The sequence below is a fragment of the Streptomyces sp. NPDC001415 genome (assembly GCF_053597395.1).
Window position 1 is genome coordinate 74,572 of sequence record NZ_JBSFIE010000032.1, and the last position, 14,220, is coordinate 88,791.

At 68.3% G+C, this 14,220-nt stretch carries 15 protein-coding genes; 5 read left to right on the forward strand and 10 right to left on the reverse strand.

Annotation, left to right across the window (positions count from 1 at the left end; all coding sequences use genetic code 11):
* Window positions 1–90: 90 nt before the first annotated feature.
* The 3 genes from ACWC2B_RS30795 to ACWC2B_RS30805 all read right to left on the reverse strand — a co-directional run bounded on the left by ACWC2B_RS30795 (window position 91) and on the right by ACWC2B_RS30805 (window position 3,445).
* The gene (locus ACWC2B_RS30795) at window positions 91–855 is read right to left on the reverse strand and encodes an RloB family protein (protein ID WP_450722322.1); all 765 of its coding nucleotides are present in this window, start codon (window positions 853–855) and stop codon (window positions 91–93) included.
* Window positions 855–2,114 (reverse strand): AAA family ATPase, encoded by a 1,260-nt coding sequence (locus ACWC2B_RS30800; RefSeq protein WP_450722324.1) that lies wholly within the window; start codon window positions 2,112–2,114, stop codon window positions 855–857. Before ACWC2B_RS30800 ends, ACWC2B_RS30795 begins: the two co-directional genes overlap by 1 nt.
* A 68-nt stretch (window positions 2,115–2,182) precedes the next feature.
* Entirely contained in the window at window positions 2,183–3,445 is a 1,263-nt protein-coding gene (locus ACWC2B_RS30805) for an MDR family MFS transporter (protein ID WP_450722326.1), read from the reverse strand.
* Window positions 3,446–3,637: 192 nt separating this feature from the next.
* Between ACWC2B_RS30805 and ACWC2B_RS30810 the strand changes: the two genes are divergently transcribed.
* Window positions 3,638–4,396: a phosphoglyceromutase gene (locus ACWC2B_RS30810; RefSeq protein WP_100577792.1), complete on the forward strand. Its 759-nt coding sequence runs from the start codon at window positions 3,638–3,640 to the stop codon at window positions 4,394–4,396.
* A gap of 57 nt (window positions 4,397–4,453) precedes the next feature.
* On the opposite strand, the gene ACWC2B_RS30815 is transcribed toward ACWC2B_RS30810, so the two are convergent.
* From ACWC2B_RS30815 to ACWC2B_RS30845, 7 genes are all read right to left on the reverse strand, one after another.
* On the reverse strand, window positions 4,454–5,713 hold the full coding sequence (locus ACWC2B_RS30815) for a tyrosine-type recombinase/integrase (RefSeq protein ID WP_450722329.1): 1,260 nt from the start codon (window positions 5,711–5,713) through the stop codon (window positions 4,454–4,456).
* 312 nt (window positions 5,714–6,025) lie between these two features.
* Complete coding sequence (locus ACWC2B_RS30820; protein ID WP_450722331.1) at window positions 6,026–6,265, reverse strand: helix-turn-helix transcriptional regulator; 240 nt, start codon at window positions 6,263–6,265, stop codon at window positions 6,026–6,028.
* Window positions 6,262–7,905 (reverse strand): AAA family ATPase, encoded by a 1,644-nt coding sequence (locus ACWC2B_RS30825; protein ID WP_450722333.1) that lies wholly within the window; start codon window positions 7,903–7,905, stop codon window positions 6,262–6,264. The genes ACWC2B_RS30820 and ACWC2B_RS30825 overlap by 4 nt, the downstream gene beginning before the upstream one ends.
* Window positions 7,902–8,432, reverse strand: a complete 531-nt coding sequence (locus tag ACWC2B_RS30830) for an HNH endonuclease (RefSeq protein WP_450722335.1) — start codon at window positions 8,430–8,432, stop codon at window positions 7,902–7,904. The genes ACWC2B_RS30825 and ACWC2B_RS30830 overlap by 4 nt, the downstream gene beginning before the upstream one ends.
* On the reverse strand, window positions 8,429–8,626 hold the full coding sequence (locus ACWC2B_RS30835; RefSeq protein WP_450722337.1) for a hypothetical protein: 198 nt from the start codon (window positions 8,624–8,626) through the stop codon (window positions 8,429–8,431). The genes ACWC2B_RS30830 and ACWC2B_RS30835 overlap by 4 nt, the downstream gene beginning before the upstream one ends.
* Window positions 8,627–8,631: 5 nt before the next feature.
* Window positions 8,632–9,411: a hypothetical protein gene (locus tag ACWC2B_RS30840; protein ID WP_450722339.1), complete on the reverse strand. Its 780-nt coding sequence runs from the start codon at window positions 9,409–9,411 to the stop codon at window positions 8,632–8,634.
* Window positions 9,408–10,202: a hypothetical protein gene (locus tag ACWC2B_RS30845; protein WP_450722341.1), complete on the reverse strand. Its 795-nt coding sequence runs from the start codon at window positions 10,200–10,202 to the stop codon at window positions 9,408–9,410. Before ACWC2B_RS30845 ends, ACWC2B_RS30840 begins: the two co-directional genes overlap by 4 nt.
* 213 nt (window positions 10,203–10,415) lie before the next feature.
* Here ACWC2B_RS30845 and ACWC2B_RS30850 point away from each other — a divergent pair, with 213 nt between their 5' ends.
* The 4 genes from ACWC2B_RS30850 (at window position 10,416) to ACWC2B_RS30865 (ending at window position 14,077) form a co-directional block, all read left to right on the forward strand.
* On the forward strand, window positions 10,416–10,751 hold the full coding sequence (locus ACWC2B_RS30850) for a winged helix-turn-helix domain-containing protein (protein ID WP_450722343.1): 336 nt from the start codon (window positions 10,416–10,418) through the stop codon (window positions 10,749–10,751).
* Window positions 10,752–10,910: 159 nt separating this feature from the next.
* Window positions 10,911–12,158 carry an XRE family transcriptional regulator gene (locus tag ACWC2B_RS30855; RefSeq protein ID WP_450722345.1) on the forward strand — a complete coding sequence of 416 codons (1,248 nt, stop codon included), beginning with the start codon at window positions 10,911–10,913 and terminating at the stop codon, window positions 12,156–12,158.
* 384 nt (window positions 12,159–12,542) lie between these two features.
* Window positions 12,543–12,773: a YozE family protein gene (locus ACWC2B_RS30860; RefSeq protein WP_450722347.1), complete on the forward strand. Its 231-nt coding sequence runs from the start codon at window positions 12,543–12,545 to the stop codon at window positions 12,771–12,773.
* 881 nt (window positions 12,774–13,654) lie between these two features.
* On the forward strand, window positions 13,655–14,077 hold the full coding sequence (locus ACWC2B_RS30865) for a hypothetical protein (protein ID WP_450722349.1): 423 nt from the start codon (window positions 13,655–13,657) through the stop codon (window positions 14,075–14,077).
* The last annotated feature ends 143 nt before the right edge of the window (window positions 14,078–14,220 follow it).

Sequence of the window (14,220 nt, forward strand, 5' to 3'; positions counted from 1 at the left end):
GACTCCCTGTGCTCTTGTAGCGGGCGGGGTGGAGAGGTACGGCAGAAGCGTACGGCTGACCGGCCCGGGGCCGAAATCTCTCCGCAGAACCTAATAGTCGGTGACCTGGAGGCCCTCTTCGACGAAACGCCAGACATCCGTGTACGGGTCCCGCGTGCTGTACAGGTGGTGCTCGCCGTACTGCGCGTTGATCTTTTTGGCGCGCGCCTTGGCCTTCGCGAAGCCGTCGGAGCCGTCGGTGCGGCCGGGTCCGCTGCGCTTGAGGATCTGCTCAGGCAGCACGACCTTCGCATCTTCCTTGGATGTGCGCGGAGTGACGAATGGCAGCTTCTTCGTCGCGTCGCCACAGACACCGCCGAAGCTGCTCGTGTAGTCCTGGTGGTGGAGGAGACGCCACAGCTCGAAGCACGGGTGGGAATACGCGATGCGCAGTCCCTCGCCATCCTGTTCCATCTTCTTCGCCACGCGCGCGACTTCGTCCACGCCTTCGTGCTGATCGCGGTCGAAGAGACACCACACAGTGGTCCAGCGGTCGACGCCCTTCGGAGGGTTCCCCCACTTCTCCCGCCTGGCCTTACGGTTCTCCTCGCGGAGCTTGGCGAGGGCCTGGTCGAGGAGGTCGAGCGGCTTTCGTGCGTGCGTGGGTCGCTGCGGCCCCTTGGCGCCACCGTTCGTGCGCTCGTCGTTGGCGATGTGGACGGCGAGCCGGATGCCCGGGGCGCGCAGGTCCTTGACGATGTCGATGTACTGGGGCTCGGTGAGCGCCCCTTCGGTGAAGATCCATACCGATGGAACCGCCTTCGAGGGGCGCGAAGCCCTGTCTGTCGAGTCCTTCCCCCGCTTCACGCTCCCCATCAGTCCTGCTCCGCCTCCGCTGCCCTGGTACGCGTGGCCAGTATCCGGCGCGCGATCTGTCCCTCGGTGAAGTCAGGTACGGCCCCGAATTTTCCGGCCAGATACGAGGCGCTCAAGTTCTCCAGCTCGCCGGGCTCTGCCGCCGTCAAGGGGTACACCTCGGTCCGTCCCGCCTTGTCCTTCTCTGTCAGCCAGATCTGGCCCGGATCGAGGAGCCGCCAGCCGCTGGGCGTACTCAGCAAGGACGGGTCGTGGGAGGTGAACACCAGTTGTGCGCCAAGGGTGTTCACCAGCGGGTTGTGGAAGATGCGTACCACTTCGGCTGCGAAGCGCGGATGGAGGCTCGAGTCGAGCTCGTCGACGAGCAGGACCGCGCCCTCGTCGAGGGCGAGCAGCATCGGGCCGAGCAGGGCGAACCAGGAACGGGTGCCGAACGATTCTTTGTCCCAGTCGAACGCGGCGGCCCTGTCGCTGCCGGCATGCAGGAGCCGGATGGTCGACGCCTCGCCGGGATGCCTGCTGACCTCGGTTCCGCCGATTCCCAGATCTGCCACCCGCAGCAGCTCTTCGATGCGGCGCCGTACACCTGGATCCTCCTGAAGGCGGCGGATCGTGTAGGCCTCGCGTTCCCGCCGCTCGTGTTCCGGAGTGATCAGCCACAGGTTTCGCTCGAACCACTGGTAGATCGGGGTGAGCTGAGGGTGGTTGTCGGTGGCTGCGCGGGAGAGGAAGAGTGCGTTGGGGCGTGTCGTGCGGGCGAGCCGGGCCCGGTCCTGGATCCGGTCTCCGGGGAAGTCGTACTCCTCGTCACGAGAGGCGTCCCTGTCGAGCCACACCTGGCGGCGCCCGCGCGGGTAGGCGTGCAGCCACTCGGCCTCCACACGGGTCGCGCCGAGCTCGTACCCGTACGTCCAGCGCACCGCGTCGTCCGCGACGAAGTCGACCTCGAAGAAGGAGCTCTCGCCGGCGGCCTTTTCGTCCAGGGCGAATTCCTCGCGTGGGACGCCCCTGTAGGAGGTCCAATCCGCGTAGGAGTTCAGGACCGCGTCACGCATGTGGCTCAGGGCGGTGAGCACATTGGACTTGCCCGAGGCGTTGGCCCCGAAGATGCCGAGGAGAGGGTATACGTCTACGCCCTTGCCGCCCGCCAGTTCCACGTGGTGGGCGGGACCTGGTTCGTGACCCGGAGGAACGGTGAAAGACAGCTCTTGCTCCTCGCGCAGCGACCGTACGTTCGCCACACGGAATCTCAGCAGCATGCTCGCCCTCCTCTCGTCGCGCACAGAGTAGTGCCGTGATCGTGTCGCCGCCTATCGGCTGACCCTGATCAGGCCTCGTGGTCGACCTTGACAGGAGTTTCCCTCACGCTCTGCCGGGCCACTGGCGCCTCCGCCGGCAACCCCCGCATCAACACCCAGTACCCCACCGCCGTCACCGACCCCAGCACCGCGCAAGTACCCCACAGCCACCCCGCCCCGAAGTGGTCGATCACGTAGCCCGACATCAGCGGGGCGACCAGCGCTGCCACCGACCAGGACATCGTGTAGATGCCCTGGTAGCGGCCCCGGCCGTGGACGGGGGAGAGGCGGACCACCAAGCCCGTCTGCGTGGGGGCGTTGACGATTTCCGCCAGTGTCCACACGCAGATCGTCAGGGCGTACACCGCGACCGAACCCGCGAACGCCGTCAGGCCGAAGCCGTAGCCCGCGAGCAGCGCCGAGATGATCAGCAGGCGGCGCGGGTCGCGGTGCTGGATGTAGCGGGTGACGGGGATCTGGACCGCCACGATGAGGATGCCGTTCACGGCGATCGCGAGGCCGAAGTCCGCGCTGGAGAAGCCGTCCGTGCCCATCGCCACCGGCAGGCCGACGTAACCCTGTTGGAAGATGAGAGAGATCAGGAAGGAGAGGCCCACCACGCCCATGAAACGGCCGTCCTTCAGCACCGTACCGATGCCGATCTGAGGTTCGGCCGCCTTCTCCACCGCCGTCCGCTCGGGGCGGGATTCCGGAAGCTTGAGGTAGACCACCACGGCGCACACCAGCGTCAGACTCGCCTCGCCCAGGAAGCCCGCGAGGTAGCTGTACTGCGCGATGAAGCCCGCCGTCATCGACGAGAGGGCGAAACCCAGGTTGATCGCCCAGTAGTTGAGGGAGAACGCGCGCACGCGGTCCTCCGGCTTCACGATGTCCGCCATCATCGCCTGCACCGCCGGCCGCGACGCGTTGCTCGCCATGCCGACGAGGAACGCGACCCCCGCGATCGCCACCGGATCCGTCATGAAGCCGAGCAGCGCGACCGACAGGGCCGTCGAGGTCTGGGCGATGACGAGGGTGGGGCGGCGGCCGAGGCGGTCGGTCATGATGCCCGCGCCGATCGACGAGACGACCCCGCCGAGCCCGTGCAGCGAGGCCACGAGTCCCGCGTACGAGGCGGAATAGCCCCGGTCCAGGGTGAGGTAGAGCGCCATGAAAGTAGCGACGAAGGCCCCGAGCCGGTTGATCAGGGTGCTGGTCCACAGCCACCAGAACTCCCGGGGCAGACCCGAGACCGTTTCTCGTGCGGCGCGTCTCAGACTGGCGACGGACATGCGGCTTCCCCCGGAACTGTGGCACTCGTGGTACTCGTTGCACTCACGTAAGTGGTGCGGCTGATGTCCGCAAGTTACAAGTGGCCGGTTCCGGGGGGCCACTGAATTGACGGCGTCCGTCAATCGAGACGGTCCCGGGGCCCGGGTCCCTGGGCGCGCGAGGGCCCCCTGGCGTCGATTAGGCTCGGACGCATGGCCGACGCACCGTACAAGCTGATCCTCCTCCGCCACGGCGAGAGCGAGTGGAACGAGAAGAACCTGTTCACCGGGTGGGTGGACGTCAACCTCACGCCGAAGGGCGAGAAGGAGGCGGCGCGCGGCGGTGAGCTGCTCAAGGACGCCGGCCTGCTCCCCGACGTGCTGCACACCTCCCTCCAGAAGCGCGCCATCCGCACCGCCCAGCTCGCGCTGGAGTCCGCGGACCGCCACTGGATCCCCGTGCACCGCAGCTGGCGCCTGAACGAGCGCCACTACGGCGCCCTCCAGGGCAAGGACAAGGCGCAGACGCTCGCCGAGTTCGGCGAGGAGCAGTTCATGCTGTGGCGCCGCTCGTACGACACCCCGCCGCCCGCGCTTGAGGACGGCACGGAGTTCTCGCAGAGCGACGACGCCCGTTACGCGACGATCCCGCCGGAGCTGCGCCCGCAGACCGAGTGCCTCAAGGACGTCGTGACGCGCATGCTGCCGTACTGGTACGACGGCATCGTCCCCGACCTGCTCGACGGCAAGACCGTCCTGATCGCCGCCCACGGCAACTCGCTGCGCGCGCTGGTCAAGCACCTCGACGGCATCTCCGACGCCGACATCGCGGGCCTGAACATCCCGACCGGCATCCCGCTCGTGTACGAGCTCGACGCCGACTTCAAGCCCGTCAAGCCGGGCGGCACCTACCTCGACCCGGACGCGGCCGCCGCCGCGATCGAGGCCGTGAAGAACCAGGGCAAGAAGTAACGCCCTAAGCGATCATGCCCCTGACCTGCGCTCTAGGTGCAGATCAGGGGCTGTCGTCTATGCGGGGCCGTCTGTGGGCCGTGAGGCCGGAGGATCTTGTGGCCTGAGAGCCCTACCGAGAGCCTTCCGCGTACGGTCCCGACTGCTCGGCATCAGGTGGGCATAGACCTTCAGAGTCAGCCCCGGGTCAGAGTGCCCCAGGTACTCACTCACGGCCTTGATGCTCTCCCCGGCGTCCAGCAACACGGACGCGTAGAAGTGCCTGAGCGCGTGCATGCCGTGCTCGCGAGCGGCGGAGTGCTCCCGGCTCTTCGCCTTGGGGATAACGCCGATTTTGGCGAGCGCGGGCTTCCAGTGGTCCTCATTCAGCGACGTGCGCCAGATGTGCCCACCAAGCGGACCCGTGAAGATCAGGCGCTTGGTGACGGGCTGACCTCCCGCACGCATCCAGGGCAGCGTGATCTCAACCGGCGGGTACAGCTTCATATGGGCCTTGAGCGCGTCCGCGACAGGCTCGGGAAGCGGTACGTCACGCAGCTTTCCTCCCTTCGGCGGAGCGAATACGGGCGTGCTGAGGCTTAGCTTCAGTTGCTGCACGACGTGCAACGTGTCGTTGTCGAAGTCCAGCTCTTCCACGGACAGCCCAAGGATTTCGCCCTGCCGCATCCCGCAGCCGGCGCCCACGTCCACCATGGGACGGAACCGTTCGACCAGGGCGCCACGCACGGCGAAGACGCGTTCTGGCAGCCACGGGACGACACGACGCGCGCCCATCTCGGGGAGCGTCACGGTGCGCGAGTGGCAGGGATTCCGGGGCAGGTACCCGTCTTCGACGGCTGCGCTCAGGATGGCGCGCACGTTGGAGAAGATGACGCGGGCGTACGAGCCCGACATGCCGGACCCTTCGAGCTGCGTCACGAAATCGCGGATGTGGCTCGGCTGGAACGCGCCCAGCGAGCGCATTCCGATGCGCGGGAAGGCGTGCAGCGTGAGCTGAGACGTCATCGACGCCTTGGTGTTCGGGTCGCCGCTCTGGCTCGCGAGCCACTTCTCAGCGAACTCCTGGAACGTCATGCGCGAGGCCTTGGGGTCGATGTACTGGCCGCGGGACATGTCGGCTTCGATCCGTGCGAGCCAAGCATCAGCGAGCCGCTTCTGTCCGTCGGGGAAGCTCTTGGACTTCTCGGTGCCGTCCGGGGCGACGTAGCGGGCGCGGTAGCGCAGCCCGGTGCCATAGCGGTCGGTCTTGACGCGGGTGGTCTTGCCGTTGGCGTCGGTTTCGGTCTTGTACCAGCGGTCTTGGATGTGGCCAGCCATGGGGGCTGACTCCCTTCTCGGTAGCAGGGCATGGGAGGGCCAAGGAACGGCCGTCCGGCCGGTTTTTGGGTGTGTTGAGCCAGGCCCGCTACTCGCTACGGGCCTGATCAGGTGCGATGCGGGTTGCTAGCGGGCTGCTACCGGTAGCAGGCTGAGTCGCTACCGGTAGCAGCCTTCGGGGAGCGTGCTCCGGGCCCCGGTTTCGCGTTTGGGTAGAGCGGGCCTCTAGCGGCTAGCAGCCTGATCACGGGGTGTGTGGGCCACTAGCGGGGGGTCTAGCGCTAGAGGGGACTGCCTCTAGCGCTAGAGGCTTCAGGCGGCTTCGCGGGCGGTCTGTTCGGCGATCCAGTCGCGCACGGCGGCAGGGTCGTAGCGGACATGGCGGCCGACGCGGAAGCCGACCGGGCCGGTGCGCTTCTTGCGCCAGCCGTAGACGGTCTCGATCGGGACGGCGAGCATCGCCGCGAGGTCTTCGGGGGTGAGGTAGCGGTCCGGGAGGCCCGCCCGCAGCGTTGCTCTGGGGTCGGTCGGCTCGGGCACGGTGGTGCTCATGAGGCTTCCCTCTCGGCTGCGGGGCGGGGGTGGAGAGGCAACAAGGCAACAGGTGTTGCCTTCGCTGTTGCCTTGCATTCGTGCTGGTCAGGGCCCTGAGAGCAACAAGGCAACAAAGGCAACACGGGGTGGGGGGCTTCGTCCGGGGGGTCGGTAGCTGTTGCTTCTGTTGCCTTGTTGCCCTCGCCCCTGTGACCTGCGGAAACGAAAGCAACAGGCAAAGCAACACCTGTTGCCTTGTTGCCTTCGGGTGCCGGAGCGCTCTCCTGGCCGGGCATGGCGTAGAGCCCGCGTCCGAGTTGGGCGAGGCGGCCCCGATCCCGCAGCCTGCCCATCAGGGTGCGTACGGTCTTCGGGTCCTGCCCGGTCGCCTCGGCGACCTGCTTGGGCGTCTGGGGTCCGTGCTCGTGCAGATGAGCGAGGATCTTCGCGTTCGGCTCGGTGGCAGTGGCGATGTCGGCCGGACCGTCGACCAGGTACCAGGTCATCGAGCCGTCGTTGCGGCGCAGTGCGTACTCGTTCTCCTCGACGTCGCGGCCGGTGAGGTTGAGCAGTCCTTCGGCCTCACCGCGCGCCCGGGAGAAGAACAGGGTGGCGTCGGCGGCGCCGTTGATGCCGTTCGTGCCGCTGGTGGCATCCATCCAGTCGGAGGACTGGGCCTTGCGGATGTGGTGGACGACCACGAACGCCACCTGGTAGGCGTCCGCCAGACGCTTCAGCGCGGTGATGGCGGCGTAGTCGGCCGCATACGCGCTGGTCTCGCGTCCGGACTCGGGGCGTACCTTCTGGAGCACGTCGACCATGACCAGGCGGGCGCCGGGATGTTCATCGAGCCAGCGCCTGATGCCCCCGAGACCTGCGGGCAGGTCCACATGGATGTGCAGGCCGGGCGGCGGCTGGCCGTCCCCGAGCACCCGGTGGAGGCGGGACTGCATGCGCCGGGGCGTGTCCTCCAGGGCCAGGTAGAGGGCCTCGCCCTGTTCCACGGGGATGGAGTCGAGCGCCTTGCCGCCGGTGGCGACCGCGAGACCGAGCCCCAGACAGATCCAGGACTTTCCCACCTTCGGCGCTCCCGTGAGCACGGTGAGCCCCTCGGGGATCAGGTCCGGTACCGCCCAGCGGGCCTGGGGGAACTCCGCCCGGTACAGGGCATCGGCGGTCCATGCCGCCTGCCGGTTGGCGGTCCCGATGTGGTCGCTGCCCTCCAGGGTGGGCAGGGCCTCGCAGACCAGGGCGGCAAGCTGGGGCGGTTCGGCGCCGGGCGCTTCGGTGGCCTGGAGGAGACGCAGCCCCAGGGAGCGGGCTGCGCGCAGCCGCGCGGCTTTCTTCACCTCCTGCGCGTGCCAGGTGGCATCGGGCACCTGGCACAGGGCGAGTTGAGAGACGTAGGCGCCCCCGCCGGCCGTGTTCAGCTGGCCCGCGCTGGCGAGCGCGGCGGTCAGCGCGGCCGGGTCGACGGGCTCACCGCGTCCGAGCCGGTCGGCGAGCATCTGCCACACGGCCGTGTGCGCGGGCCGGTAGAAGTCGGCCGGGGCGAGAATCGTCGACAGCTCGGGGAAGCGGTCGGGCCGGGTGATGGCGCAGCCGATGACCGCCCGCTCCAACTCGTCGTCATGCGGCATCGTCAGGTCCGGGCTCACGCCGACACCGCCTCTCCGGTCGGCCGACCGCACCGCCGCATGGGGCGGGGTGTGTGCAGGCAGTCGGGTCGCACGAGCGAGCGCGGTACCGGGGTGTGACGCCGGGTGTGACGCGACTCGTCACGCTGGTCAGGGGTCGACTGTCCGTCGACCGGGTCGGCCGACCGCACCGCCGCGTGAGTCGACTGGTTGGCGTGTGCGAGTCGGGCCAGGGCGAGCCAAGTCGGCACCGTGAACACCCCGTGGACACCCGCCCTGTGCACGGCCGACCGGCACAGCAGCAGTGCGACGCTCAGCGGGAGTCGGTCGGCCTTGCGGGTGTTGCACGGTCGGCAGGCCAACACCAGGTGGTCGGCCGACCAGGTCCGCATGAGGGAGATCGGCACCACGTGGTCCAAGGTGGCGTCCCGCAGCGTGGCGAACGGCTGGCTGCAGTAGGTGCAGTGCTGGCCGTCGCGGGCCGCGAGCTGTGCCTTACGGGCCCGGCGGCGCCGGGAGTTCAACTGCGGCTTGGCGTGCAGACTCATGCCGCCACCCCCGGCCCGGTGGTCTCTTCGACGATCCGCAGCAGGGTGCGGACCGCTTCCGCCAGCGCGGCGCTGTAGTACGCGTAGTCGGTGCGGGAGGCGGGACGGCGGGCCAGGCGGTCGGCCTCAGCGAGCATCCCGCGCGCCGCGCGGACCCGGACCAGGTCCGCGCGGCTGAGCATCGGTTCGGGCACGGCGCTCACCACTCCGCCGTGAACGGGCGACGCCACAGACCGCCGGGACCGGCGGGCGGGGTGAGCCCGATCGTGTAGCCGCCGGAGTCGGGGCGGACGATCAGCGGGGACGGCTGGTGCGTCTCCCAGCGGATCAGGTCGAAGCAGAACCGGCGCCGGTGATAGTCCGGGAGCGCCTGCTTGTACAGCCACTCCGCCTTGCGGTCGCGGTCGACGTCGGCCAGCTCGCTGGCCATGACCGCACCCAGCCGGATCAGCGTCTCGGTCGGCACGGCGGTGGCGCCCTCATGCAGTGCGCGGGAGACCAGCAGCGCCCGGCGCGGGAGCTCCCGGAAGTCGGCCATGCGGTGGCGGTGGATGCTCGACAGGTACAGCGCCACCCCGGCTTCCCCGGCCGTCATCGGCCGCGAGCGGGCCCCGGCGTACCAGAACGACAGGGCCAGCCGGTAGGCGAAGGCGCGGCAGGCCCGCACCTCGGAGAACTCCGCATCGTCCAGCCCGGCGAAGGTCTGGGAGACTTCCGCGATCCCGGCCGGACCGAGCGTGGCCACGGCCGCTTGCAGCGCCGCGTACAGGGCGTCGGTGGTCGGCACCGGCACGGCCAGCTCGTCGGCCGACGTCTCGAACAGCGCGGCAGCCGCCTCCTCCACGTCCAGCTCCAGACCGCCGACGGGGATGGTGGGGAAGTCCTCCCCCACCTGGCGCCGGTCCAGCTCCGTCAGCGCCACGACCGGCGCCACGGACGGGGCCACCTGTGCGTACAGCGCATCCAGTACGGCGCTCATGCCCGACCCTCCCGGACCGCGTCGATGCGGGCCTGCCAGCGGGCCTGGAGTTTCTGCCCGTGCGGGTTGGGCGGCGGCGTGATGCCCACCGCCATCTCAGCGGTCTCGAACCACACCATCAGCGGACGCGGTCCGCCGGAGCAGCGGCTCACGGCCACCGCGTCGCAGAACACGCGCCGCTCACGGTCGGGCATCGCGGCCCGGTAGGCCTTCCACTGCTTCTTGAACCCGGGCCCGGACGGATCCAGCGCCGAGGGGCCGAACTCCAGCTCCATCCCCGTCGCCAGCGCCACCAGCCGCTTGGTGCCGAGCCGGGCGATGCCCTCGGCCATGTGCCCGTCCACCACGGCGGACAGGCCCGCCAAGGCGGAGGGATCCTGAACCGGCAGGTCGGACGCGTACAGCGCCACGCCCATCAAGTCCGGGTCGATCGGATCGGAGGTGGCGCCCTCGTACCAGTGCTCTACACACAGCCGGTAGGCGTAGCCGAACGCCTTCGACGCGTCCCGGTCCAGCTCCGGCAGGGCCGCGACCTCCGGGTAGAGGGCCTCAAGGCCATCGACACCCAGGGACGTGACCGCGTGGTCGAGCACGGCCAGCAACTCCCAGTCCTGCGGGATCGCAGGCAGCCACTTCAGCTGAGTGAACAGCCCGGCCGCAGCCTGCTCACGGGTCAACTCCACCGAGCCGACCGGGATACGCGGGAAGACCTCACCCGCACGCCGCCGCTCCACCAACAACGGCACTAAGCCCTGCTCCGAGGTCCGCTCGGTCAGAGAAACAGGCATCATGGAGACACCCCTTCGGGGTCAGGGGAGCGGCTGTCTGCTTGGCGGTAGGAGCCGCTCCCTGCTCTTTGAGCCCTGGCTTTGGCCAGGGCTTTCGTGCTGATTGCCACCGCGAGAGCGGCGACCATCTACAAACTAGCGTGCACTAGTCCAAGCTAGTTGGCAAGGGTTGTGGAGTGGTGTGCGCTAGTTCGTTCTAGTGGGTACGCTCAGGGCATGACTGCCACAGCAGGACCGAAGACCAAAGCCGCGCAAGTCGCTGACGCGCTGCGCGAGGACATCAAGAGAATGAAGCCGGGCGACCGACTGCCCACGCAGCAAGACTTGGTGGAGCGCTTCGGCTTCGCCGGCCAGACCATCCAAAACGGGCTGGCGGTGCTACGGGCCGAAGGGCTGATCGAGTCGGCGGGGAACCTTGGCAACTTCGTCACGGGCGGCGAAGTGCGGGAAGACGAGCGCGGCGACGACATCAAGGAAATCCGCTCCCAGATTCAGGCGTTGGCTGAACGAGTCGCAGCGCTGGAATCGCGCTCCGAATCAGGTGGTGCGTGATCTGTATCCACCATGGGGCGAACGGAACGTGTGGGGTAGGTGACGGGCCAGGGTCGACTTCGGCGCGGGCAGGGACACCACCGGCGTCCCCCTGCTGTCCCCTTGCCTGTCCCCGGGGGTAACAGGCAAGACTCGCAGTAGGCACTCGAAGGAGGGCACATGGTCGACGACAGGCCCGCATGGGCACGGCGCATGGCTGCTGAGCGGGCGGCGCGCGACTGGTCGCAGCGTGATGCGGTGAGGGCGCTCCGGGCACATGCTCCTACCGAGTTGCCGGGTGAAGAGAGCATGATTCGGCAATGGAAGCGCTGGGAGGCTGGAGCCTTCCCGAACGACTTCTATCAGCCCATCATCGCGGCCACGTTCGGCACCGTGACCCACGCACTCTTTCCGGCGCCCAGTCGGCGGGATGGCAACGGGGAGATCTTGGCCGCGAGTGGCATGGAGACCCTGGAAATCGTCAGCCGTCTCAACCGTTCCGATGTGAACGATGCGACGCTTGACGCTCTGCGGATCACGGCCGATCGACTCTGTTCCGAGTACCCGTACATGCCGAGTGCTCAGCTCCTGATCGAGGGACGCCAGTGGCTGCGGCGTGTGGTTGAGCTGCACTCGAAGAGCCTCACGCTGGCTCAGCATCGCGAAGTGCTCGCCTTGTCGGGTTGGTTGGCGCTCTTGGTCGGCTGTGTCGAGTACGACTCTGGCGACCGCCATGCCGCAGATGCGACTCGAAGGGCCGCCCTTTCCATCGCGACCGAAGCCGAAAATGCCGAAGTTGCCGGGTGGGCGCACGAGATGCGGGCCTGGTTCGCGCTGACGACCGGTGACTATCGCGGTGTCATTTCGGCGGCGCAGGCGGGAACCGAAGTGGCCGGCAACCACGGGGTGGCGGTTCAGCTTGCTGGCCAGGAGGCCAAAGCCTGGGCCCGGCTTGGCGACCGTCGGCAGGTCGAGGTGTCGCTCGACAGGGGCCGTCGGCTTCTCGAAGGGATGCCCCACCCTGAGAATCTGGACAACCATTTCGTAGTCGACCCCGCGAAGTTCGACTTCTACTCCATGGACTGCTACCGACTGGTCGGCGAGGACAAGCTTGCGCGGAACCTCGCTGAGGAGGTGCTCCGGGCGGGTACGGACTTCGACGGCACCGAGCGGTCTCCGATGCGCAATGCCGAAGCGCGCGTCACGTTGGGCGTGACAGCCGCGCGGGAGGGTGACTTGGACCAGGCACTCATCATGGGGGAGAGGGCGCTTCAGGGCGACCGGCAATCCGTGCCGTCGCTCATCATGACTAGCCGCGAACTCGCGGCCGAAGTCAGGAAGCGGTACAACACCGAGCCCGCCGCTCAGGACTACTTGGCTCACCTGCGGGCGCTGGGGGAAGAGAAGCCGGGCTTCCTGCCCCGCTAGTCGCTGTGAGTGACAGCGTGCTTCAGGGCTCTAGCGGTGACGCAGTACCCCCTGAACCCCGCTTCAGCCCTGAAATCGGGGTGCAGCTCTACGGCTTGCTAGGTGCTAGGTCCCTGATCAAGGGATGAATGGGTTGCTAGCGATGATGCTAGGTCTAGCAACCCGTGATGCTAGACCTAGCATCAGGTCGACTGCCCTGTTTGGCTACGCAGAGCGATAGAAGGAGCGGCCTTCGGCCGCACGACCCTTGGCAGCTCGCTCCGCTCGCGTTGCGCCGGCCGTCGTGCGAGTCCGGGTGCTGCCGCCCCTCGACTGCGTGCGATGGAAGAGACCACCCGTCCCCGCCCGGGGTTAGCCCCGCCGCGGCGGCGGAAGGATGCGGGCATGCCCAAACCGAAGAGCTTCACTTCGTGGTTGAAGACCCATACCGATCAGAACGCCATCGGGGATCTCGCGCGGGACGTCTCCGCTGATCCGGAATGGCCCTCACGCAAGGGATTGCCAGGCCAGCGGGACTACCTCGAAGAGCGCGGCGCGGTTCCGGCGGCTATCGAGACACTCGAACGTGCCTGGACTCAGTACGAGGCGTACCGGACGACCCAAGGCGATGCCTGAACGGCCGAGGATGCTGGCGACAGCGGCCCTGGGGCCTGTGCCGAGGAGCGGCCGTCTCCGGCCGGGGGGGGAGGGTGGTCTCTTCACGGCAGGGCTGCGTCGCAGACAGCTCACAAGCAAGAGGAGCACCCAGGCGGGCGGGTGCTCCTCTTGTCTCTCAAGGCAGCTGCGCAGGAGAGGCGCCGACGGTGGCTCGCTCGCGTGGACGCTGGGCGCCTGGAGGATCGCCCGCCCGTAGGGCGGTCCGCCTTGCTCGTCGCGGTGAGCAGCACCTACCGACGGGGCGATAGCGACGCGGCTCGGGACCCCAGCACTCGTGCCATACGGCCGGTTCACGCGTTCCCGCAGATGAGCCGCTATCCGCTAACACCCTGATCGGCGGCCGTTTTGGTCGCTATCAGGGTCGCTATCGTTAGCAGTACCTGCCGCTAGCGATAGCGACGCCCGCCGGGCTCCTTGGTAAGGGGCGAACCGCTAGCGGCCCCGCTAACGTTAGCGGCCGTCACGGCCCCTACCCCGGGCCGTCTGTGGGCCGTCCGACGGCTACCGCCAGCTACCAACGATGACCATCAATGCCCCCTCAACCGCAGGTCGGTTGCGGTCCCTAACCCCCTGACCAGGGGCGAAAAACGGGCCCGCCAGACCCAGGGCAAGAAGTAGCCAACCCCCTGGCCCCGCCCCGTAGTTCCTGCTCTGCCCCAAGGCCCCTCGCGCCGCGGTTCCTCCGCGGCGCGAGGGGTTTTGTGTGACGCCCTGTAGTGGCGCGGCCCCGCTCCGGTCGCCGACCGCGATGGTCCTGGATAACCTCGAAAGGCGCATTCCGTCGCAAAAGGTAAACGGAGTGCGCGCCACCTGGGGGAGTCCGCCGAGACAGGAGTCCCATGTTGAGAGCCACCCTGCGCAGCCGCTGCGCCCGGACGTTCGCGGCCGGCGCGCTGTCCGCCGCCCTGCTGACCGCCGGCGCGGCCGGCACCTTCGCCCACGCTGCCGCCGCCCCCAAGCCGAAGCCGTCCGCATCCGCGTCCAAGTCGGCCGCGTCCATCACCGTGAAGGCGTCGTCGACCTCGGTGAAGGCCGGCGACAAGATGACGTTCACGGGCCGCACCAAGGGCATGCCCATCGGCAGCAAACTGGTGCTCCAGCACAAGAAGGGCAACAAGTGGACGACCCTGCAGGCCAGCACCACGGTCAAGAAGGGCAGCAGCTACTCCCTTGACGCCAAGCTCAACGACAAGGGCAAGCAGGAACTGCGGATCAAGTACGACGAGACCACCTCGCCGACGGTCACCGTCACCGTGAAGTGATCCGACGACGGCATTGACGGAACTTCAGGAATTGAAGGAGGGGTCCCCGCCCGGCCGCGGGGCTGATCGCGGGCGCGGTGCTCGCGCTGACCCCGGTCGCGGCTCTGATGTTCCGCTTCAACAATCCGGACGCGCTGCTCGCG